Raw genomic sequence first — 22,014 nt, forward strand, 5'->3', positions numbered from 1 at the left:
AGAAAGAAGGGATACAGATGCAATCTTCCCATAGAATTCAAAATTTAATTATAATTCTTTTATTAGGGATTATGTTTCCTTTTACAGCACAAGCATCTTCCATATACAGCATTTATATTCCATGCGAAATTGGAGCTTCTGCCTATGCATTGCTTCCTGATGGATCTCGCTACGATCTCGGCACAATTTTATCTTTACCTCAAACAAGCCGTTGGCCTAGTTATACTGCAAGCCAATGGGGACAAGCAGGTTCAGTTTGCGCATCCGCAGTTAATGCCGTACATTTACTTTGTTCTGTAGAAAAAGGTAAAGGTCGTACTATCAGTATTTTACCAGAAAAGACTATCGCCCCAGCCGCTGGAAAAAAGACATACTTTTCTATTCAAAAAGATGCAGGAACTGGACTTTTTGGGGGATGGGCACCTCCTGTAGGCACACCTGTTTATATTATTAAAAAAGGTAGTTCACAAAGTCGCCTCTCTTCTGAGAACTTTCCAGAAGAAGGTGATGTTCTTTTTATGCCTGTAGAAGAAAAAGAACATCCCTTCCTAATAGATATCGAAAACAGACCTGGTGGCCGTGTTATAGCATGGAATTCTCGGGGAGTTAACGTTATTGCTAGAGTTATTCGACCTGTTTATGGAGTCGGGCGTTTTGGTGGCACTCTTTTTCAAACAGATAGTCGAATACGTGCCAATCACACTGGAGTTATCGATATAAGCACATCTCCAGTGGGAGAAATAGGGGGATTTCAAATACTGCCACTTTTTCATGCCGGATCTAAAGAAATGGCTTCTGCATGGACATTAACACAATGGATGATTATAGGAACTGAAAATGGTCATCGACTTATAGGCTCAACTCCTCTATTCTCTGATGGTCTTGTACCAGGAGGACAACTCTCAGATCACTTATGGGATATATGGTCTACGTATGGACGAAGACCTCTCGTTTTATGCCGAATAGACGGGGGATCGTGGCAGGCTTTACCTAAACATTCAGGCAAAGATGACAAGGCTTTGTTCAATGTTACTCATATTCGTTTATATTATCCTTTCACCGCAGAACCCAATAGATAGAAAGAAAAAGGGCTTGCGAGGTTTATAAGCTTTAAACCTGCAAGCCCTTTATTTACTCTACTGTAACGCTTTTAGCTAAATTTCGCGGTTGATCGATATCGCACCCTCTGATTCGTGCAACATAGTAGGCAAAAATTTGCAATGGAAGAACCGCTAAAAACGGATAGAGTTCTGCCTCTGTTGGGGGAACATAAAAAACATCTTCCGAAACATCTTCTATATCTCTATCTCCACGAGTGGCTATAGCAAATATTGGAGATTTTCGAGCTTTTGCCTCTAAAATGTTTGAGTATAGTTTTTCATATAGACCATCTTGCGGTGCTATAACAACAACGGGGACCTCACTTTCCAGTAAAGCAATAGGACCGTGCTTCATTTCCCCAGCTGCATAAGCCTCTGCATGGACATAAGATATTTCCTTTAGTTTGAGTGCCCCTTCCAATGCAATTGGGAAAGAACGCCCTCGTCCAAGGTACAAGAAATCTCGTAAAGAGGCGTATTTCTCCGCAATGTGATGTAATGATTCCTGCCGCTCAAGAATTTCTTCCAGCTGATAAGGTAAATTTAGAAGTCCCTTGATTATTCTCTCTTCTTCACTAGATGAAAGAGTTCCCCATAATTTGGCGATATAAAGGCCTAAAAGATAAAGAACTCCCAGCTGTCCTGTAAAGGTTTTTGTCGCAGCCACACCTATTTCCGGGCCTGCTTTCAGAAGAAGAACGTGATCCACTTCTCGAGCGAGTGTTGATCCCTGCCCATTTGTAATGGCAACGCACATTGCCCCTTTTCCCCTAGCCAATCGCTCTGCAGCAAGAGTATCAGCCGTTTCTCCAGACTGAGAAACAAAAATTGATAATGTGTCCTCACCTAAAGGCATGGGCCTATAACGATACTCAGATGCAACATCAACACGAATGTCAACAGGCAAAAGTTCTTCCATTAATCGCTCTGCGACTAAGGCTGCGTAGTAAGAAGTGCCACAAGCTACAATATGAATCCTTTTAATATGAGCAAGTGTATCTTTCGTCCAAGCAAGCTCTTTAGATAGATCTACTGAATTTTCAGATATTCTGTCTTTCAGAGTATTTCGTAGCACTGCACCTTGCTCGTTAATTTCCTTCATCATGAAGTGAGAATATCCGCCTTTATCGACCATGGATATATCCCAGTCAATCGTCTGAGCTTTTTTAGTAAGGGATTGCCCCGACTCGTCCCAAAATTTAATCCCTTGAGGAGATAGGAATGCAATATCACCGTCGTTCATATAGAAAACACTTTGGGTGTAAGGGAGCAAAGCCGGAACGTCAGAGGCACAAAAAGACTCTTTTTCTCCCTGGCCTACAACAAGAGGAGATCCTTTTCTTACACAGTAAATTGAATCTGGCTGATTCTTCACAAGAATGGCAAGGGCAAAGGAACCTCGAAGCCTTTTATAAAGAGAAACAAGAGAAGGGATAATATCCTTCTTCACTCCGTATAATTGAGAAAGAAGCTTGGCCACTACTTCCGTATCTGTTTCTGTCGTAAATTCTATTCCCTGATGTAAGAGTTCGTCTCTAATTTCTCTATAATTTTCAATTATCCCATTATGAACAAGAACAATCTGTTTATCACCATCCCAATGAGGGTGAGCGTTAACCACTGTTACTCCTCCATGAGTGGCCCATCTGGTATGCCCAATACCTAAATGTCCCAGCACATTTTGAGAAGACATTAATTTTTCTAGTTGCTGGACTTTCCCAACTTCTTTAATAACACGAATATCATCGCCATCATTTACGGCTATACCTGCAGAATCGTAACCGCGGTATTCGAGGCGCTTCATTCCATCTAGCAAAACATCAGTAGCATTTCGCCATCCTACATAGCCAACAATTCCGCACACGAGAATATTACACCGCCTTTCACTAAGGCACACGAAAATCTATTGCTCTTTTTGTCTCAGAAATTGCTTTCTGGTTTTGTAGAGCAAATTCAGGGTTTGATTTTCAAAACCCCGGGGGTATCCGCCGAAAATTTCGATATTCCCCCGACCTCGTCAACTGACATTCGTCAGTTCAGGCGCTTACACTCTTTCCGCTATAAGTTTTTATAGAAGCGATATTAGCTGTTCTTCATTTATCATCCTCCCTAAAGGCACTCACAGTTTGCAGTACTATATCACGTAAAGAAGAATCTTTCAGAGCCAATTCAATATTTGCATGCAGCCAACCCTTTTGAGTTCCACAATCGAGGCGTTGCCCCTTATAAACAACTCCCCACAATGGCTCCTCTCTTAACAATTGTTTCAAAGCGTCCGTCAACTGTATCTCTCCGCCAGCACCTGGCTGAACATCTTTCAAAATAGCAAAAATTCTTGGTGAAAGAACGTAGCGCCCCATTACCGCTAAATTACTCGGTGCTGTTCCTTTTGCCGGTTTTTCAACTAAATTTTCTATTCTGAAGATACCTTCCTGAACCATATCAGCTTCAACAATCCCATAACGAGAAGTTTCTTCTTCCGGCACTTCTTCGAGAGCAATAACACTTCCTCCTAATTGCTCTTGAACAGAAATAAGTTGCGCAAGAACAGAAGGACGAGCAATCATTACATCGTCAGGTAGAATAACACCAAAATATTGGCCCTCACAAAAAGCCTCTCCACAAAGGACAGCATGACCCAGCCCTAAAGGCTCCGCTTGTCGTGTATAGGCAAAACGCGCCACTTGAGGAATTTTTTGCACAAGTTCAAGATATTCCTTTTTTCCACGTTCTGCGAGAATTTTCTCTAATTCCCATGTCCGATCAAAATAATCTTCAATGCAACGTTTTGATCGGCTTGTAACAATGACCATATCGGTACAACCTGCCGCTATGGCTTCCTCTACTCCGTAGGAGATAATCGGTCTATCCACGAGAGGAAGCATCTCTTTAGGAATATCTTTGGTTGCAGGTAGAAAACGAGTGCCTAGCCCCGCTGCAGGGAATAGGCACTTTGTTATTATCTTTTTTGACATAATTTTCGACATCCTTTCGGCATCACATACAAATAACTAACAACACTTCATCTGTATCTGACCGACCAGATCCTTTGAAATATCTTCCATCAACTTATGATCTTTTGCCTCTACAAGAACCCTCATAAGGGGTTCTGTTCCAGATGCACGAATAAGAACTCTCCCCTGGCCCATCAGTTTTCTATTCGCCTCTTGAGAGATATCGGTAATAAAAGCCGGATCAACATCTTTACCTTTACAAATTTCAACATTTCTTAAAAGCTGAGGGTAACGATCAAAACGATCAACAAGAGTATTAATATCTTCTCCTAAATCGGAACAAGCCCTCAGGAAGGTGAATCCTGTACAGATACCATCGCCTGTAGATGTAAATTCCTTAATAATAATATGTCCCGATTGCTCTCCACCCAAAGAAGCTCCACGGAATTTCATCATCTCTAAAACATAACGGTCGCCAACAGGGCATCTAAATACGTCAATATTTTCCCTTCGCAGGTGTTCCTCCAAGGCAAGATTACTCATTACTGTTGCAACAAGACCGTTTCCGAGTTTTTCTCTTTTCGTAAGCCAGCGGGCAAGAACCCAAAGAATAATATCGCCATCAAGAACGCGTCCTCGCGAATCTGTCAAAAGAACTCTATCTGCATCTCCATCATAGGCAATGCCAACTTCTGTTCCGTTACTTTTTACCTGAGAAGCGAGATGAGCCATATTCATAACTCCTACGCCTTCGTTAATATTAAGGCCGTCAGGAGCATCTCCAGATATAAACCAATGAGAATGATCTACTACTTTATTGATAGCATGAATAATAGGAACGGCTGCACCGTGAGCACAATCGAAAGATATGGAACGATCAAGTACCTTCGATTCTGAAATAAGAGTTGCTAGCCACTGCGCATAGGCCTGAACTATATCTTCTCTTTCAGTAACTTCACCAATGGATGCCCCGGTAGGACGCCAATCATCAATAAGATTATCTCCCAAGTATTCTTCTATAGATGCCTCTGCATCATCATTCAGTTTATGCCCTTCATGATTCAGAAATTTGATGCCATTATATTCTGCAGGATTATGAGAAGCGCTAATAACCACTCCACCCTGAGCCTGAATATGCTTTATCGCGAAACTGACCCCCGGCGTAGGAATAACCCCCAAAGTTAAAACTTTTGCACCGGCTGAAAGCATCCCTGCCACTAAAGCATTTTCTAACATTTTACCTGAACGACGAGTGTCTCTTCCGATAAGAATTCTTGGACGAGGGATTCCTCTTTCTGTCAGGTACAGCACATACGACCGCCCAAGACGCAACGCCATTTCAGGAGTCATAGCTCCTCGATTTGCCACATCTCTTACGCCATCAGTGCCGAAAAGACAACGTACTTTTTTTTCGCTTTCCTCCAAAACCTTCACCTTCCCCCGCTCCTTTTTACTCCACTTCCGCACGCACAGTAACTCGTGAAGGGTCCACCTTGACAACTCGAATACTTGACGATGTATTTCGTATTTGCACAGGAACCATAAGCTTTCTCGAAACTATGTTTGTTACGTTAACATACGGTTGTATAGGAAAATCGGTTTCACTTATTTTTTCTATTTCCGATGGAATTCCTTCTATAGTGATATTAACAGTGTTTGGTTCGACGCTCCAACCTGGATATATGCTATTACCTTCAACTTCCACCCCTACATTTGTAAGAAGTTTCGACACGGTGTATGGTTTTAAAAGAATATTAACTCTTACAGATGAAGCTCCCGTGTATTTCAACAATGAATCGTCTAATGGTTTTAAAGGAACGATCATACTCTGCTCTTGAGCAAGACCTGTAATATCGATGGTTTCGGTCTCAAGACGAGTCACTTTGCCTAATCGTGGATATGGTCCTTCTACTTCAACTTCAGACGGCTCCACGACTATAGCTTTCACAGAATAATCAGAATCAGGCTCTCCAATAACCTGTACATTCACTGGAACTTTCTTTTTAGGTAACCCTTGAGCTAACACAGCGGTAACTTTGATTTGGCCCGGATCAATCGTTACTTCATCCTCAAAAGGTTGAGATTTCACGATTTCTACGGGAAGCGTTATTTCCTCACCACTTTTTAACTGTTCGAGAGTTGGAGATATTCGTACACTTTCTATACGTGCAAGGTCTTTTTCAATTCCTTTGACAGTGACATCTTTAGGCATAATATGCACAGACTCAAGATAAATCCCTGAGGGTAACCCCTCTTTTACCACTACTTCTACAGGAACAAGACGATCTACATATCGTATCATTTCTAAAGCAATTTGTGATGGATTTATACCTACGACTTTAACATCTTTAGGTACAATAGCGCGCACTGCCAATCTATATTTACCCAGAGAAAGCCCCTTAGTATCGACTTCACACAAGATACTACCCTGTTGTAGACTATCTAAAACCCTTCGGCTTCCAGAAACACTAACCTCTACCGTCTTTGTCTCTGGTTTTAATATAGTTTGCGAAGGAACATTTAAAAAATCGACCTGACATCTGAAGGTTTTTACAATCTCATTAGCCCTGTCTCCCGAGACATAAAACCAGAGAAGGACTGCAATGACGATAGATATTATCCTCAAAAAGTGAGGAGAAGACAAAAGTACATCTATTTTTCTATTTCCAGGTGTCATTGTAATGTAACTCCCTTCTTGAAGGCTCTATTGCCACAGCGACCGTATATCTTCGTGTATTCTATCAAGAAATGAGCGTTTCTCTTTTTCTTCAGCCCCAAAATAGTGCAAGAGAAGCTTATATACTTGATTTTCCTTTAAATTTCTAGATAAATGCCCATTAATAGCTAAGGAAATTTCTCCTCGTTCCTCTGAAACAATGAGCGCAATAGCATCAGAAACCTCAGTTACACCAAGAGCTGCTCGATGACGAGTACCAATCCATCTTGAAAGATCTGTATTTTCCGTCAAAGGCAGATACGTTCCGGCAGAAATAATCATATCTCTATCAATAATGACAGCTCCATCATGAAGGGGATTGTCAGGCCAAAAAATAGCGATAATGAGCTCCTGCGATATTTCTGCATTCAACTTAACTGCAGTACTCCAAAAATCTCTCAAGCCAGTCTCTCTTTGTAACACCATAAGGGCTCCAATTTTCTGGCCTTTCAAATATCCCAAAGCCCTTGTAATCTCCTGACTGAGTGCTTCCGCTTTTTTTTGGGCACGTTTCCTTCTCCAAATATTGCCACGTCCAAGTTCCTCAAGCATACGTCTGAGTTCTGGTTGAAAAACGATAGGAATAGCAATGATCAAAACTCCAAGGACTTTCCCTAAGAACCATGACAACGTTCGAAGCTCAAAAAACCTGGCCAGAGATGCAACAACACCAAGAATCAGCAACCCTTTCACAAGTTGCATTGCACGCGTTCCGACAAGCAAAAGTAATAAACGATGGATAATAACAGCTATGATGACAATATCAAGAATGTCATGCCATCGAAATAAATCTAGCATATTGACCCTCCCATGCTATTCAGTAACATGGATAGAAACATACGGAGATGTTGTTAACGCAAGTAAAGCCCCATATTTTACTGAAAATCGTATTTTATCTCCTACACATAGTTTTCTGTCACACTCTTCCACATCAAGAACCATATGATCACTTGACGCACCTAAAATTTCAATTCCTTTATCACAAGGCAAAAGAGCATCTATTCTTGCATCTTGCTTGCCAATGGCTGCGAGAGCACGCAATCGAACTCCTTTATCAACAAAAACGGGGATGTCGCCAAAAGCATCTGCAGCAATTGTTCCTAAAGGAACGCTAGGTTTTCTCTTTACTTCTATCACTTCTGCTTCTAAAAATATAGTGTTCCGTAGTAAATATGGGAACGTTTTGCCTCCTGACGAGTCCGTTCCAAGCAAAATAGCCTCTCCTATTCTCAACGAATTGATGCAAGAAGGCATAGTACCATCGTCAAGAAGAGACAAAGATGATGTGGCACCTCCTGAACACAAGGGGACACTACACTCCAAGTATTCTTCTAACTTTTTTTTAAGGGAACCTAATGTTTCCAATTTTTTTCGAGAAGGAAGCACTCCTCCAAAACATCCAAAATTCACACCGACGCCTAGACAATCTATGAAGCGACACTTCTTCAGGACAGAGGCTATCTGTTCTAATTCGTCTGGCCATATGCCCTCTCGTAAATCACCCAAATCGATCATGAGTAACACGTTATGCCTTTTCTTTTGTAAGCTGCACTCTGCATCAATTGCTTGTATTGTCTCAATCATCGAAACAACAGATGAGTCACAAAGTTCCACAACTTCAGGAATTTCACTCATCATAGGAGGCCGCAGCATCATTATGGGAACAGGAAGGCACATTTCTTTACGTAGTCGATATAAATTTTCTATACGACTATCAGCTATTCCTTCACACCCATTCTCAACCATAATACGGACAATATCTTCATTGGCACAGGCTCCTTTTGCTACACCGTAAACTCCTATATTCCATTGACGACACAATGAAACAACGTGGGCAGCATTGTAGGCAATTTTCTCACGTTGAACTATGAGACGAGGCCAAAGACTCATACTCTCTTACCCTCCTCTTAATTTACGAAGTACAGTAAGATTTCCTTTATTTCCCAGTCCATTTTGTGGTGTTTCCAGTAATGCCGGTATCCCGTTCCATCTACTGTCATTGACTATGAAAGAAAAGGGCAAAACCCCTAACTCTCCTTCTCCAATATGTTGATGTCTGTCAAGATGACTATTACGAGCATGAGCACTGTCATTTAAATGCCAACATCCAACTCGTTCAAGTCCTATTTTACCCATAAGAGACGAGACAAAACGCTCATAAGCTTCAAAAGTTCGCAATTCGTATCCTGCAGCAAAGAGATGACACGTATCGAGACACAATCCTAAACGTTCATTTTGAGGAAAATGATCAAGCACAGACTTCAATTCGTCGAGAGAACTTCCTAATATACTTCCTTGCCCTGCCATAGTTTCAATAAGAATCCGAACTCTTGTCACAGATGTGCGTTGTAACACCTGCCCTAAACTGTTAACAAGCTTTCCTATTCCTTCATCACGAGGTCGCCCCCGAGATGATCCTGGATGAACAACAATTTCATCAATACCAAGCATATCGCAACGTTCTACCTCTTCAGTAAGAGCAACTATACTTTTTTCTCGAGTTTCATCTGGTGATGCAAGGTTGATAAGATATGAAGCATGAACAACAACTTGTTGTATACCACTCCGCCGCCATGCATGTAAAAAACGTTCTGCCCGAGACATAGAGATAGGAGTACTATGCCATTGTAACTGATTTTTGGTAAACATCTGTATAGCTTCACATTCAAGATCCTCGCCACGTTCTATTGCTCGTTCAAGACCACCTGCAATGGAAACGTGAGCGCCGATTAAAGGCATAAATTAATTTCTCCCTTACGTAACATAGTTATAAATCGATACAATATGAAGGCAGTGACACCCCATATTATCCTTCCATCAGGAAGATCATAGCGCGGGGTCTCAAACTGTATTCCTTCATGTTCAATCTTATATATTTCAGGAATAACTGGGATAGAATCCAGTTGCATAAATGCTATGCCGGCAACCTCTTCATGAGAAAGCTTAAGTCTCGACATGAGAGTCTCATCTGAAATCACACCTACAACAGGATAGACGGCAAAACCGCTTGTCACTGCTTTTTGGGGTTCCATAAGATATATAGGCTCTATATACTCTCGTTCTAAACCAATCTCTTCCTCTGTTTCCCGCAACGCTGTTTCAAGAGGGCCTCTGTCAAAATCATCCCGTTCTCCTCCTGGGAAACACATTTCGCCGCCATGACGCTTCATAAAGTAGGGACGTTCTAAAAAAAGAACTTTATACCCCTTTTCTGATCGGAAAAGAGGTACAAGGACAGCACTAAGCCGTTTCCCATCTAATGTAAGTAAGTAATTCCATGGAGGAAAAGAGGTTTGCATATTGCATCTTTTCCCTGAAAAATCATCTATTGCCATCTACATCGTCAGCTCCTCATGCTCTAAGACGAACGCTTCCTGCATAGACAACACCACGGAATCCATCGACCGTAACCATCATCCCGTCTTCAAGAACTGAAAGTGCATTGCTTGCACTAACAACACATGGTATTCCCAATTCTAAAGCAACTATAGCCGCGTGACACGTCAATCCACCATGTTCTGTAATAATAGCTGCAGCTTTTCTCATAGCAGGAACAAAATCTTTATCTGTCTGGGAAACGACTAAAATGTTGCCTCTTTCCATTTTCTCAAGAGCCTCTTCTGGCGTATTCGCCTTTTTCACTACACCAAAAGCTTCTTTTTTCAAAAGAGAAAGGCCTTTGACTAAAATTCGACCCACTGTATGAACTTGCAACATATTAGTTGTTCCTGGAATACCCATAGGGACACCTGCCGTAACAACAACTATATCCCCTTCCTTCAAAAGCTTGTTTTCCAAACATAATGAAAAGACATTATCAATGGCCTGTTCCTGATTGGAAATATTTTCAACTCTAAGAGGTTCTACTCCCCAATATAAAGCCAATTCTCGCCATGTTCTCAAGACAGGAGTGGCTCCAATAATCTTACATGGGGGACGATGCTTGCTAATCATTTGGGCTGTACTGCCACTTCGAGTAAGGGAGATAATTGCAGCAGCACCCATTTCTCGCGCGACTTCAACAGAAGCTCCGCTTACTGCATCTGGCACTCCCGTACTTAACTGCTTTCTATGAAGGGGATGTTGCCAAAGCTCTATATCCTTCTCAACTCTCTCCACTATGCGGCGCATCGTTTCTACAGACCTGAGAGGATACGTTCCTTTCGCCGTTTCTCCCGAAAGCATTACGGCATCAGCTCCATCAAGAACAGCATTTGCAACGTCACTTGCTTCTGCTCGTGTAGGACGGGGATTTCTAATCATAGAGTCTAGCATCTGGGTCGCAACTATAACAGCTTTCCCCTTAGAACGACAAAGATCTATAATCTCTTTTTGTACTAGAGGAACCTCCTCCGTGGGAATTTCGACACCCAAGTCTCCACGGGCAATCATCACCCCATCAACTACATCTAGAATTTCATCTATACCATCGACAGCTTGTCGTGTCTCTATTTTCGCTATAATTTTCATAGTTCCGCCAGCTTCTTCGATTACTTTTCTAACATCCATGATGTCTTTTTGATTTTTGACAAAAGAAACGGCGATATACTCCATGTCATTTTTCAAACCCCAACAGATATCAGAACGATCTTTTTCCGAAAGAGCTGGAAGGGAAATGGAAGCTCCCGGTATATTGACTCCTTTTCGCTCTCCTAGTTCTCCACCAACGATAACTGTGCAATGTACATCATTCTCACTAATTTCTGTAACTTTGAGGTGAAGAGTTCCATCGTCAATATAAATATCTTGATCCACGCTGCTTTCTATTGGTAAGTTAGCATAATTAACAAAAACTTCTTTATCATTACCAACAACATCTCGTGTTGTTAAAACGAAATCTTGTCCTTTTTTCAAAAAAACAGCGCCTTCCTGTAACGTTCCAGTTCTAATTTCTGGCCCCTTTGTATCAAGAAGAGTGGCAATAGGAGATCCCATTTTTCTTTCGACTTCTCGAACGAGGTCAAGACGAGCCTTATGTTCCTCATAAGAACCATGACTAAAATTAAAACGAGCTACATTCATTCCTTCCTCTGCCATAGAACAGAGCATCTCAAAAGTTGAACATGCCGGGCCAATCGTGCAAACTATTTTCACTTTCTTCATTATTTCTGACCCCTTCCGTCTATCAAATATGGATTACGTTTATTCATTACATCAACAGCAGATTTCGTAAGATTCCTCTGGAATCACAGAGGATAGTCCTTTCATCTTTATAGTAGGACCATCTACTTTTATGCCTGCCAGAAGAATAGTAACACTGCCTATCCCGTTTCGAATCTCTAATAACACCTGAGATCGGCCAGGAAAATCTTTGAGAGAACGAATAAAGTTTTTCACACATTCTTGCGGTAATAAAGTTCCGTCAAGTACAATTTTCACATACGGAAAATTTCTCTCTTGAAGAGACTGAAAAGAGACAATCTCCCTGGCAATAATATTTCCAGAGCCTCTATCATCTAAAGTGCCCCTGACTACACAAATTTGCCCAGGTTCTACTTGTTCCTTTACAGATGACCATGTTTTCGGGAAACAAATAACCTCCACTTTTGACTCTGCATCTTCAACCTCAAGAATCCCCATTGGGTCTCCTCGTTTCGTGTATTTCTCCTTTGCAGAAAGCACCATACCTCCAATTTGCGGAGGCATATTTTTACTCTTCCAATATTTGAGGTCTGAAATACGACACGTACAATAACGACCAACTTCATCTTCATGTTGAGCAAAGGGATGACCGCTGATATACAAACCTACAACATCTTTTTCGAAATCAAGACGTTCATAAATATTATAATCATCGATATCAGGAAGTTCTGGTTCAAGATCCCCCTCTTCCCCATCTCCATCAAGAAGCGACAAAAGAGAACATTGGTTTTTTTCCTCGCTTTTCTTCTGAGCCAGGGCTATAAAATCAGGAAGCGCTGTTACTAGTTGACATCTATTTGTCGTTAAGCCATCAAAAGCCCCTGCTTTTATAAGATTTTCGATAACTGATTTATTTACAACCCTTAAATCTACACGGCACAAGAAATTCCAAAGGGAGATGAAGGGCCCCCCGCATTCTCTAGCTTTTATAATGGCTTCCACAGCACCATGCCCAGCCTTGGACACTGCACCTAAACCAAAACGTACAACATCTTTTACAGCTGTGAAAGACTCCATGGAAGAATTAACATCTGGAGGAAGCACTTCAATACCAGAATTTCTGACTTCTCGCACATATCGTGCCATTACATCTTTTTTTGAACCTATCTGACTTGTTAAATATGCGGCCATAAATTCCGACTGGAAATTAGCCTTAAGATAAGCCGTCTGATAACTAATCAGAGCATATGCAGCACTATGTGATTTATTAAAACCATACCCTGCAAATTCCTGAATAATATCAAAAATCTCTTCAGCTTTCTGAGCTGGAACATTATGCTGTGCACAGCCCTCAGCAAACTTCTTTCGCTGTTGTTGCATAACTTCCACTTTTTTCTTACCCATAGCTCGTCTCAGCAAATCGGCTTCTCCAAGAGAATATCCAGCAAGACGCGCAGCGCATTGCATAACCTGCTCCTGATAGAGAATAACTCCATAGGTTTCTTTTAGCACTTCAGACAATTCTGGATGGAGATATACGACAGGTTCACGCCCATGCTTACGTTCAATATACTGATCTACCATTCCACTTCCTAACGGCCCGGGACGATAAAGAGCCAGAATGGCGATTAAGTCTTCAAAACAATCTGGTCTAATTTTTCTAAGTAATTGCCTCATTCCAGTAGATTCAAGCTGGAATACACCAAGAGTATCCCCTTTCTGCAACATTGTATATGTTGCCTCATCATCCAAAGGAATACTATTAAGGTCAGGAGCTTTTTCCCCATTGATTTCAATATTAGAAAGAGCTTCCTCAAGTACTGAAAGTGTTTTAAGCCCCAGGAAGTCCATCTTGACAAGACCAAGTTTTTCAACAGGTTCCATAGGATACTGTGTAACAATCTGATTTTCTCCGATTCTGCGAACAGGCACCAGATCTGTTATGGGCATTGGTGTGATAACAACTCCAGCCGCATGTTGAGAACAATGGCGAGCAATTCCTTCTATCTTCGAAGCACTATCCAAAAGCCGTTTGACCGCTAGGTCTTTAGTCTCTAGACTACTAAGGTCTTCACTCTGTTCCAATGCTTCTGGAATCGACTTAACACCCTCTGGAATAAGTTTGGCAACGACGTCGACATCACCATAAGGCATCCCCAACGCACGACCTACATCTCTTATGGCCGCCTTACTTTTCATTCGGTCAAAAGTTATGATCTGAGAAACTCTATCTACACCATATTTTTGAGCTATATATTGTAATAATTCCTCTCGTCCTTTGTCGGAAACGTCCGTATCAATATCGGGCATACTTATACGTTCAGGATTAAGAAAACGTTCAAAAAGAAGATTGTATTTTAAAGGATCCAATTCCGTAATACGGAGACTATAGGCAACAAGAGAGCCTGCAGCAGAGCCTCGACCTGGCCCAATGGGAATATGAAGCCCCTTTGCCGCCTGAATAATGCTGGAAACGATGAGGAAATAACCGGCAAACCCCATTTTTTTGATGACCGAAAGCTCGTAAGAAAGACGTTTAGCATAATCATCTGGAATATTTTCGCTTCCCAGACGTCGTTTAAGACCTGCCCATGCTTGCTTTTCAAGGTTTGTTTCAAGAGTTTCTCCTTCAGGGAGATCAAAACGTGGTAATTTATAATCTCGCGTTCCCAAATCAAATTTAATCGAACAACGCTCTGCTATAGCTACCGTGTTGTCAAGAGCATCCGGTAATTCTGTTCCGAGTAAATGATCCATTTCTTCAGGAGAACGAAGGTAAAAATCATTACATGAAAAAGACATTCTATCTGGATCGTTCATAGTTGTTCCTGTCTGTACACACAACAGGATTTCATGCCAATTGTAGTCTTCTTCGTTCAGGTAATGCGCATCATTTGTAGCTATGAGATTAAAATCATTTGCTCTTGCCATCTTAACAATTGCCTTGTTAACAATAGCTTGTTCCGGAATTGAGTTGTACATTATTTCAAGAAAAAAGTTATCCTTACCCATAATATCTCTATACATTTGGGCGCGAGCTAATGCTTCTTCCTCTTTCCCTTGCAAGATTAAAGAAGGAATCTCTCCTGCAAGGCACGCAGATGACGCAATAATTCCCTCGCTATATCGAGCGAGAAGATCGTGGTCAATTCTCGGCTTGTAATAAAATCCTTCTGTATTCGCAATAGAAACAAGCTTTATTAAGTTGTGGTAGCCCTGCTGGTTTTCAGCAAGAAGAAGTAAATGAAAATTTTTGCCCTTCTTTTCCCTTGAAGTGTGCCCATCGGGATCAACATACACTTCGCAACCTATAATCGGTTTAATTCCTGCAGTTAAACATTTATCATAGAATTCTATAGCACCATACATTGCCCCATGGTCAGTGAGAGCCACCGCTGGCATTCCCCACGACGCAACTTTTTCAGCAAGCTCTCCACAACGTATAGCGCCATCAAGCAAACTATATTCACTGTGAACGTGTAAATGAACAAAAGGACGAGTCATTCTTCTGTGATTCCCCCATCTATTTCTTCTACATTTTCTTTCTTATGGAGAAGCACTTCTCCGCCTCCCCAGCGAAGTACCGCATCAACAAGACCTGAAAAAACTGCTTGTTCCTGTTCCTGTTCTTGCTCTTGATCTTCTTCCTGTTCATTTTCTGTTTTAGATGCAGATTTTCCCGGCTTCGCTGAGGGGATGTCATCAAAAGGCAAAACCTTCGTTGGTTCGTCTTGAATTTCAAAAACAGCCTCTTCAGATTCAGAAATTTTTTTCGATGATGAAAAATCATATTCTAAAGTTTTATCATTACATATGTACTGAAGAGTTAGCTTTTCATTGAAAACTTCCTCTATTTTCTGTTGCAAAATGAAAGCATTTCTTTCTACCGAAAGAAGCTCTAAGGAATACTTACAGTATTCTGGAAATTCCAATGTGAGCAGTCCATTTTCAAAAGAAACAGAGGCGTAAAGTAGGGCACTATACATATGGATGTCACCATGAATAAATGATGTTAAAAGTTCTTCCCATTTTTCTTTCAAGGTGACGCTCTGCACATAAGATTCTTTTGGCTTACTTGGCTCTTGAGGCTCCTGAGGCTCCTGAAACACTTCGATCACTTTGGGCTCTGCAACTACTTCTAGCTTTTTTTTCGAAGTCTTTTTTTCTACATTATCACTATGTTGAGTCAAAATTTCATCTTCGATTAACTTATTCAAAAAAAGGCCAGAAAGAACGTCTGTTTTCATCCCCATACGCACGTGAGGAAGTATTTTCGCACAAAAATCCATGAGCGATAATAGATGATGGGATTTCCAAAAAGGAGACTCCTGAAGCAAAAAATTCTTCTCGGAAGAAGAACCTTCCAATAGAGAAACTGAATCTTTTCCCCAAGATTTCGTTATCCAAAGATCTCGAAAAATAACGAAAAGATCTTCTACAACTTTTTGAGGAGAAGCTCCTCGTCTAAACATGTTTTGTAATTCAGTAAAGACAGACATATCTGCTGAGCGAACAGATGCAACCCATCGTTCAAGCTCTGGACGACTTCCCCCTCCTAAAAGACAATTAACATCCTCTATTTCCAATCGTTTTCCAGCCAGAGCCATAACCTGCTCCAAGAGAGACTGGGCATCACGCATTGCTCCATCTGCCTGTCTGGCAATTTCCCATAGGGCATCTTCCTCTGCCTCTCTATTTTCTTTCTGAATGATATCTTTTAAACATGTAACAATACTCAGAGCGTCTATTTTCCTAAAAGGTATATGTTGACAACGAGATCGGATTGTTACTGGTACCTTGTGAGGTTCCGTTGTTGCCAAAATAAATATAACGTGGGAAGGAGGCTCCTCCAATGTTTTAAGTAGAGCGTTAAAGGCTGAAATAGAAAGCATATGTACCTCGTCTATGATGTACACTTTGTATAAAGAAGCAAAAGGTGATAGCGATACGTGAGACTTAAGTTCGCGAACCTCGTCTACACTATTATTTGAAGCACCATCTATTTCAATAACATCCAAACTTTCGCCTCTATTTATAGCCGTGCAATTAACACACTTATTACATGGTTCAACACCATCTTTATCACCAACGCAATTTAAAGCTTTGGCTAAAAGACGGGCTAACGTTGTTTTTCCACAGCCGCGCGGTCCTGAAAACAAATAGGCATGACTTACCCTATTATCTTCAAGAGCCTTCGTAATAACCTGTACGGCAGCCTCCTGAGCTATAACCTGACTAAATTGAGCAGGTCGATATCGACGATAAAGAGACACTGTCATCAACAAAATCCCCCTTTGAGGGCATTAAAAAGTTTCTTATGATATTCTAACATCTTTAATTGTTGGGAAACGAGGGAACGCTCATTAAATTAATTGAGATAATCTGCTATAGGGTGAGTCGTTTTTGCCTGAAGCAAGCTATCTACTAAAGTTTGTCTCAAAGACGCCAAAGAATCAACAGCAGCAGGCAAAGGCTCCTTTACAATAAGAGTTGATCCGACTCGCAAAGCACGCACTTGATCTATTTCTACAACTTCAATTTCATAAGGTGGTAATTCCATCTGATAGGCTCTATCTAATTTATCTTTAACAGAAGAGAATAAAGCTGCTACATCGCTACTGTTTGGCCCTTCCCAAACCGGAGCATCATCAACATACATAACAAGGGATGCGTCTTTTGGCTCTATACGAATCACCAACAAACGTAAAGCTTTTTTTCGTTCAAGAGGCCATCCTTTTTCCTTAATAATCCGTGTTAGATAATCAACACGCTCTTCCACATAGGGGTGATCCATAAAAATACCTGGGTCAACGTAAGGATGACGAAGCTGTTCTGCTGCAAGACCTTCCATAACCGTTAACATAGCCGCAGGTGGATAACCAGCCTCTTCAAGAGCAAAAAGCCCCTCAACATCAGCTTCTCTTTCCAAGTCTTTACTATAGGAATTTGTAATAGCTATCTGTGCCATATTTGTTAAAATCATTGGGGCAGCCTGTCCCCCACTAGCAATAATAAGTGCCAGGGAAATAACTGATATCCGTTGGGAACGGGCTATTTGTTTTACAACATGTCCTCGGTCAGCGTGGATCATTTCATGAGAAATAATAGCAGCAAGTTCTGCATCGCTATGGAGGAAATTAAGAATGCCAGTCGTCATATAGATAACGCCCCCCGGCAAACTGAAAGCATTTACAGCTTCCTCTCGTATAATACGTATCTCAAAGGGAAGAGAACGAGTCATTTGTGGTTTTAATTTTTCACAGATCATGGAAAGATGAGCTATCTGCACAGGATCTGAAATTCGCTCCCAATGCTGCTCTACTTCTTCAGAAACCTTTTTCCCAATACGTATTTCTCGCTGCATAGTGTCTTCTGCTTGCGCTACTAAACAAAAGCAGAAAAAAAACAGCGAGATCAAAATTCCGATATTACATTTTTTTTTCATACAAACCGTCCTTATAAAACTCCCCCAGACTTCATATATCCTTTAAAAGCGGTCTTCCCCTTATTAAGTTGAGCCATTTGTTCTCGTAATTCAGAAATATGTTGTTCAAGCAGCGCCTGCACATGCTCTTCTTTGGTCAAAAGAGCTGTAACCTGTTCTTTTATCTCATTTACTATTTTAGAAAGGGAATAAAACCCTTGAGACTCGACATGTTGTTCCACAGCCGACCAAAATAAAGGGCCATCGCGCCCTTCAACAAGACCAAATTTCATCGCTATTTGGCCCCACTCTTCCTGGAGAAGCTCTTGACGTGAAATAACGCCTTGTTTTTGCTGCAATACTTCTAGCAATTTTTCCATATCTTTATTGTTAACACACTCGAGTTCATCGTCTACATAATGTTCAAGTTCAGTATAAAGAGCTATTTCAGAAGACAAGAGATCCCTGATCTTAGACTCAAGGTTATCCTGCAACATTAAAACCCCCACCTGTCACCCCAGAACTCATTTCGTTTTCAGTCACCCCAACGGCTTTACTCCGCTCTTCGGCTAATTTCTCAATGGCTTCTTCCCAAGTAGTGCGCAACTCTTCAAGCATACCCCGTGCCTGTGCAACAAGGTCTGGACTCTTTTGAACATTAGCTTCAACAAGCTGGCGGTAAATATAGTCATAAAGAGCCATTAGGCTAGATGCAACATCCCCTCCTGCCTCCATATTCAGAGTAATCATAAGCTCTCGAACCACATTTTGGGCTTTGAGAATATTTTCATTTGCTTGCTCTAAATCTTTATTCAAGAGAGATCGTTCAGCTAATCTGCATTTTTTAATACCTATATCATAGGTTATGAGAAGAAGCTGTTCTTTTGATGCCGTCTGTATTTGCGTAGTTATATACTTATTTACCTGATCATTTTGACTATTCCCTAAAACCATTGATCCAAATCCCCCCTATCATATAGTTCTCGGCTACCAAGGGGAATATATTTATATTTAATTTTCTTTTTCTTCACACATTATATGTTCGATCAAATGTGCCCTACTTACAATTCCGATAAATACACCGTCTTTACCTACAACAGGAGCCATTTTCAACCCTTTTTGAATTAAAGAGAGCGCAACATGAAGGTCAGAATCATCTTCAGAAAAATATATAACTTCACGCGTCATATACTTCCCTACTGGTTCTTGTCCTTTTTTCCTGAGCTTTTCTGACAATTGATCGAAATCTGGAATAAATGCCGCCCCTACCAAATAATCGCAGTAGCCAGGCAATGAAGCTTGAATAATATCCTTTTCACTGATAAATCCAACAAGAGCGCCTAACTCATCAACAACAGGTAATCCCGTCAAATTATGCTGAGAAAGAATCTCTATGGCCTCTTTCAATGTGGTATTTTCTGTTATTGAGGTCAAATCCTTATCCATAAGATCTCCAATTCGCATAATTAGATGCCTCCTTTAATCAAAACGCTCTAGCTGTACGCGAGGCATAAGAGCTTCAATGGCATCTCGGCTTGAAAAACCTTTTTCTACGTGCATTGCGTCTTCCCATGCACATGCCATTGCAAAACGAATTCGATCTTCTACATCCATTCCTTCTTCCGCACCGACAATGAGCCCTGTTATAAGAGCATCGGCCGTTGCAAATAAAGAAACGACTGAACGTCGATCAGCAAGAGCAAGATAGATTCCCTTAGGAGTGAAAAACACATCACCGTATACATGATAGGAAGTGATAGCCCATTCAACCCCTTGATCGTGCAACTTTGAAACGACCTTAATAATATTATCGAGAGAAGTTAACGATATACCGGAAACACGCGACATAAAACGATGGTCAATTTTAGCGATTGTAGGCCCAGCTTCCAACGCAGATTGAAGAGGTAGCCCCGCAGCGTCAACAATTGTAGGGATATTATGCTCTTTTGCCATTCGGATCAATTCCCCATAAATATCCTGAGGCACTCCAGGAGGTAGAGATCCACCTAAGACGAGTAATCGTGTACGTTGCAACATTCTTTGATAGTTACGAAGAAAGCGGTCGTAAGCCTCTTCAGAAACATACGGGCCAGGTTCTGAAAGCCCTGTCTCAACATGACCTGTTTCGTCTATTATATAGACATTAGTGCGTGTCTCACCTTTGACATGAACGAAATTTGTAGTAATTCTCTCTCTGCGCAGAACGTCACGAATATAAGCTCCATTAAAACCAGCGAGAAATCCCATAGCGGCCGACTCATATCCCAATTGAGACAGCATCATAGAGACGTTAATGCCCTTCCCGCCGGGGGTTCGGATGGCATTTCTGGAACGGAACCAGCCACCCGGCCGAAATTCCGGAACGACAAACTCCTCATCGACAGCGGGATTTAATGTAACCGTGACAATCATCAAGCTCCCCCCTATGAGATAAAAGGAAAGGTGGGATACCCCACCTTCCCTCAATTAAGTTTTATTTTACTATTTAAGAAACTCAGAAAGCTCTGATGCAGAAGATATAGTCTTCTTAGAAACAATTTCACCTTTTTTAAGCTCTACAACGACAGGCATCTCACCCAATTTAAGCTTTTCAACCATGCGAGCGTTACGATAACCATCAATAATGGCAACCTTCTGCCCCGTCTCTTTGCTCATTTCTTCAACAGCGTTAGAAAGCTGAACCTGAGATTCAACGATGCTGGAATAGAAGAAAGCCACAACTCGCTCTGGATCTAAGAGTGTAGAACGAAGATGTACCTGCTCGTTAATATAGGCAGATGCAGACATTGCTGCAACAGCACCATCACCAGCAGCAGTTACAACCTGACGAAGATGTTTGTCGCGTACGTCTCCTGCGGCAAAAATGCCTTCCACGGATGTTTCCATATCCTCATTAGTGAGGATCCATCCGCCTTTCTTAGCATCTACAAGGCCACGGATACATTCATCATGTGGGGCCTGTCCAACAAAAATGAACACACCTGCTACAGGAAGGTTGGAAATTTCGCCCGTTTTTACATTTTTCAATACAAGGTTCTCAACCATCCCGTCGCCTTCGATTTTTTCTACTACGCTATTCCAAATAGGAACGATTTTAGGGTTGGAAAGAGTTCTTTCCGTAGCAGCTCTATCAGCTCTGAAAGCATCTCTACGGTGAATGATAGATACTTTAGAAGCAAAGTTGGTAAGATAGCATGCTTCTTCTACGGCTGTGTTTCCACCACCGACAACTGCTATCTCCTGATCTTCAAAAAAGGCTCCGTCACAAACAGCACAATAGCTCACGCCACCACCAATGTGCTCGGCTTCACCTTCACAACCAAGTCTTCTAAAGTAAGCTCCTGTCGCAAGAATAATCGCCTCTGCTTCGATTTCGCCTTTGTCTGTGACGACTATTTTGCTACCATCACGAACCTCGATTTTCTGAACATCTGCATCACGAAATTCAGTATTGAATTTCTCTGCATGCTCTCTAAACATTACTCCTAATTCCTGACCGGAAGCATGTGCTACACCAGGCCAGTTTTCAATTTCGGCAGTAATATTAATCTGACCACCGGCTACTCCTTTTTCAATAAGAAGTACGTCAAGTCCAGCCCTACGACCATAAATAGCCGAGGTTAGACCAGCGGGCCCAGCTCCGATGATCACGAGCTCTCTCTTTTCCATTCCAACATCTCCTCCTCGTTCGTTGTAACTCTATCCAAAAACGGAATAATATATATTTGATCTTAATAG

At 41.4% G+C, this 22,014-nt stretch carries 18 protein-coding genes; 1 reads left to right on the top strand and 17 read right to left on the bottom strand.

Translation table 11 applies throughout. The features are described from left to right. Positions 1-17: 17 nt before the first annotated feature. Positions 18-1,079, top strand: coding sequence for a hypothetical protein (locus RBH88_RS06465; RefSeq protein ID WP_213690681.1), 1,062 nt, complete (start codon positions 18-20; stop codon positions 1,077-1,079). A gap of 52 nt (positions 1,080-1,131) precedes the next feature. Here the strand turns inward: RBH88_RS06465 and glmS are convergent, their stop codons facing one another. The 17 genes from glmS to trxB form a co-directional block, all read right to left on the bottom strand. Continuing rightward, on the bottom strand, positions 1,132-2,964 hold the full coding sequence (gene glmS, locus RBH88_RS06470; protein WP_213695645.1) for a glutamine--fructose-6-phosphate transaminase (isomerizing): 1,833 nt from the start codon (positions 2,962-2,964) through the stop codon (positions 1,132-1,134). Positions 2,965-3,193: 229 nt separating this feature from the next. Beyond that, entirely contained in the window at positions 3,194-4,075 is an 882-nt protein-coding gene (gene galU / locus RBH88_RS06475; protein ID WP_213690679.1) for a UTP--glucose-1-phosphate uridylyltransferase GalU, read from the bottom strand. 36 nt (positions 4,076-4,111) lie between these two features. Continuing rightward, positions 4,112-5,488, bottom strand: a complete 1,377-nt coding sequence (gene glmM / locus RBH88_RS06480; RefSeq protein WP_213690678.1) for a phosphoglucosamine mutase — start codon at positions 5,486-5,488, stop codon at positions 4,112-4,114. A gap of 16 nt (positions 5,489-5,504) precedes the next feature. Further along, on the bottom strand, positions 5,505-6,731 hold the full coding sequence (locus RBH88_RS06485; protein ID WP_213695647.1) for a YbbR-like domain-containing protein: 1,227 nt from the start codon (positions 6,729-6,731) through the stop codon (positions 5,505-5,507). A gap of 27 nt (positions 6,732-6,758) precedes the next feature. Further along, positions 6,759-7,568 (bottom strand): diadenylate cyclase CdaA, encoded by an 810-nt coding sequence (gene cdaA / locus RBH88_RS06490; RefSeq protein WP_213690676.1) that lies wholly within the window; start codon positions 7,566-7,568, stop codon positions 6,759-6,761. Positions 7,569-7,583: 15 nt separating this feature from the next. Next, positions 7,584-8,660 (bottom strand): alanine racemase, encoded by a 1,077-nt coding sequence (locus RBH88_RS06495; protein WP_213690675.1) that lies wholly within the window; start codon positions 8,658-8,660, stop codon positions 7,584-7,586. Positions 8,661-8,666: 6 nt separating this feature from the next. After that, positions 8,667-9,509, bottom strand: a complete 843-nt coding sequence (locus RBH88_RS06500; RefSeq protein ID WP_213690674.1) for a deoxyribonuclease IV — start codon at positions 9,507-9,509, stop codon at positions 8,667-8,669. Further along, on the bottom strand, positions 9,500-10,105 hold the full coding sequence (locus RBH88_RS06505) for a CoA pyrophosphatase (RefSeq protein WP_213690673.1): 606 nt from the start codon (positions 10,103-10,105) through the stop codon (positions 9,500-9,502). Before RBH88_RS06505 ends, RBH88_RS06500 begins: the two co-directional genes overlap by 10 nt. A 16-nt stretch (positions 10,106-10,121) precedes the next feature. Beyond that, the gene (pyk, locus tag RBH88_RS06510) at positions 10,122-11,873 is read right to left on the bottom strand and encodes a pyruvate kinase (RefSeq protein ID WP_213690672.1); all 1,752 of its coding nucleotides are present in this window, start codon (positions 11,871-11,873) and stop codon (positions 10,122-10,124) included. Between the two features lie 51 nt (positions 11,874-11,924). After that, positions 11,925-15,356: a DNA polymerase III subunit alpha gene (gene dnaE, locus RBH88_RS06515; protein ID WP_213690671.1), complete on the bottom strand. Its 3,432-nt coding sequence runs from the start codon at positions 15,354-15,356 to the stop codon at positions 11,925-11,927. Next, a complete protein-coding gene (gene dnaX / locus RBH88_RS06520) occupies positions 15,353-17,131 on the bottom strand; it encodes a DNA polymerase III subunit gamma/tau (RefSeq protein WP_307879465.1) in 1,779 nt (592 codons plus the stop codon). Before dnaX ends, dnaE begins: the two co-directional genes overlap by 4 nt. Positions 17,132-17,220: 89 nt before the next feature. Then, positions 17,221-18,297 (bottom strand): M48 family metalloprotease, encoded by a 1,077-nt coding sequence (locus RBH88_RS06525; protein WP_307879466.1) that lies wholly within the window; start codon positions 18,295-18,297, stop codon positions 17,221-17,223. Between the two features lie 11 nt (positions 18,298-18,308). Further along, positions 18,309-18,773 (bottom strand): flagellar export chaperone FlgN, encoded by a 465-nt coding sequence (gene flgN, locus RBH88_RS06530; protein ID WP_213690668.1) that lies wholly within the window; start codon positions 18,771-18,773, stop codon positions 18,309-18,311. Beyond that, positions 18,760-19,230 (bottom strand): flagellar export chaperone FliS, encoded by a 471-nt coding sequence (gene fliS / locus RBH88_RS06535; protein WP_307879467.1) that lies wholly within the window; start codon positions 19,228-19,230, stop codon positions 18,760-18,762. The genes flgN and fliS overlap by 14 nt, the downstream gene beginning before the upstream one ends. A gap of 57 nt (positions 19,231-19,287) precedes the next feature. After that, a complete protein-coding gene (locus tag RBH88_RS06540) occupies positions 19,288-19,740 on the bottom strand; it encodes an HPP family protein (RefSeq protein WP_213695653.1) in 453 nt (150 codons plus the stop codon). A 15-nt stretch (positions 19,741-19,755) separates the two neighbouring features. Next, a complete protein-coding gene (locus RBH88_RS06545) occupies positions 19,756-20,688 on the bottom strand; it encodes a 1-phosphofructokinase family hexose kinase (RefSeq protein WP_213692183.1) in 933 nt (310 codons plus the stop codon). 69 nt (positions 20,689-20,757) lie between these two features. Continuing rightward, a complete protein-coding gene (gene trxB / locus RBH88_RS06550; protein ID WP_307879468.1) occupies positions 20,758-21,945 on the bottom strand; it encodes a thioredoxin-disulfide reductase in 1,188 nt (395 codons plus the stop codon). Between the last annotated feature and the right edge of the window lie 69 nt (positions 21,946-22,014).

This window comes from Aminobacterium sp. MB27-C1 (assembly GCF_030908405.1).
Classification (GTDB): domain Bacteria; phylum Synergistota; class Synergistia; order Synergistales; family Aminobacteriaceae; genus Aminobacterium.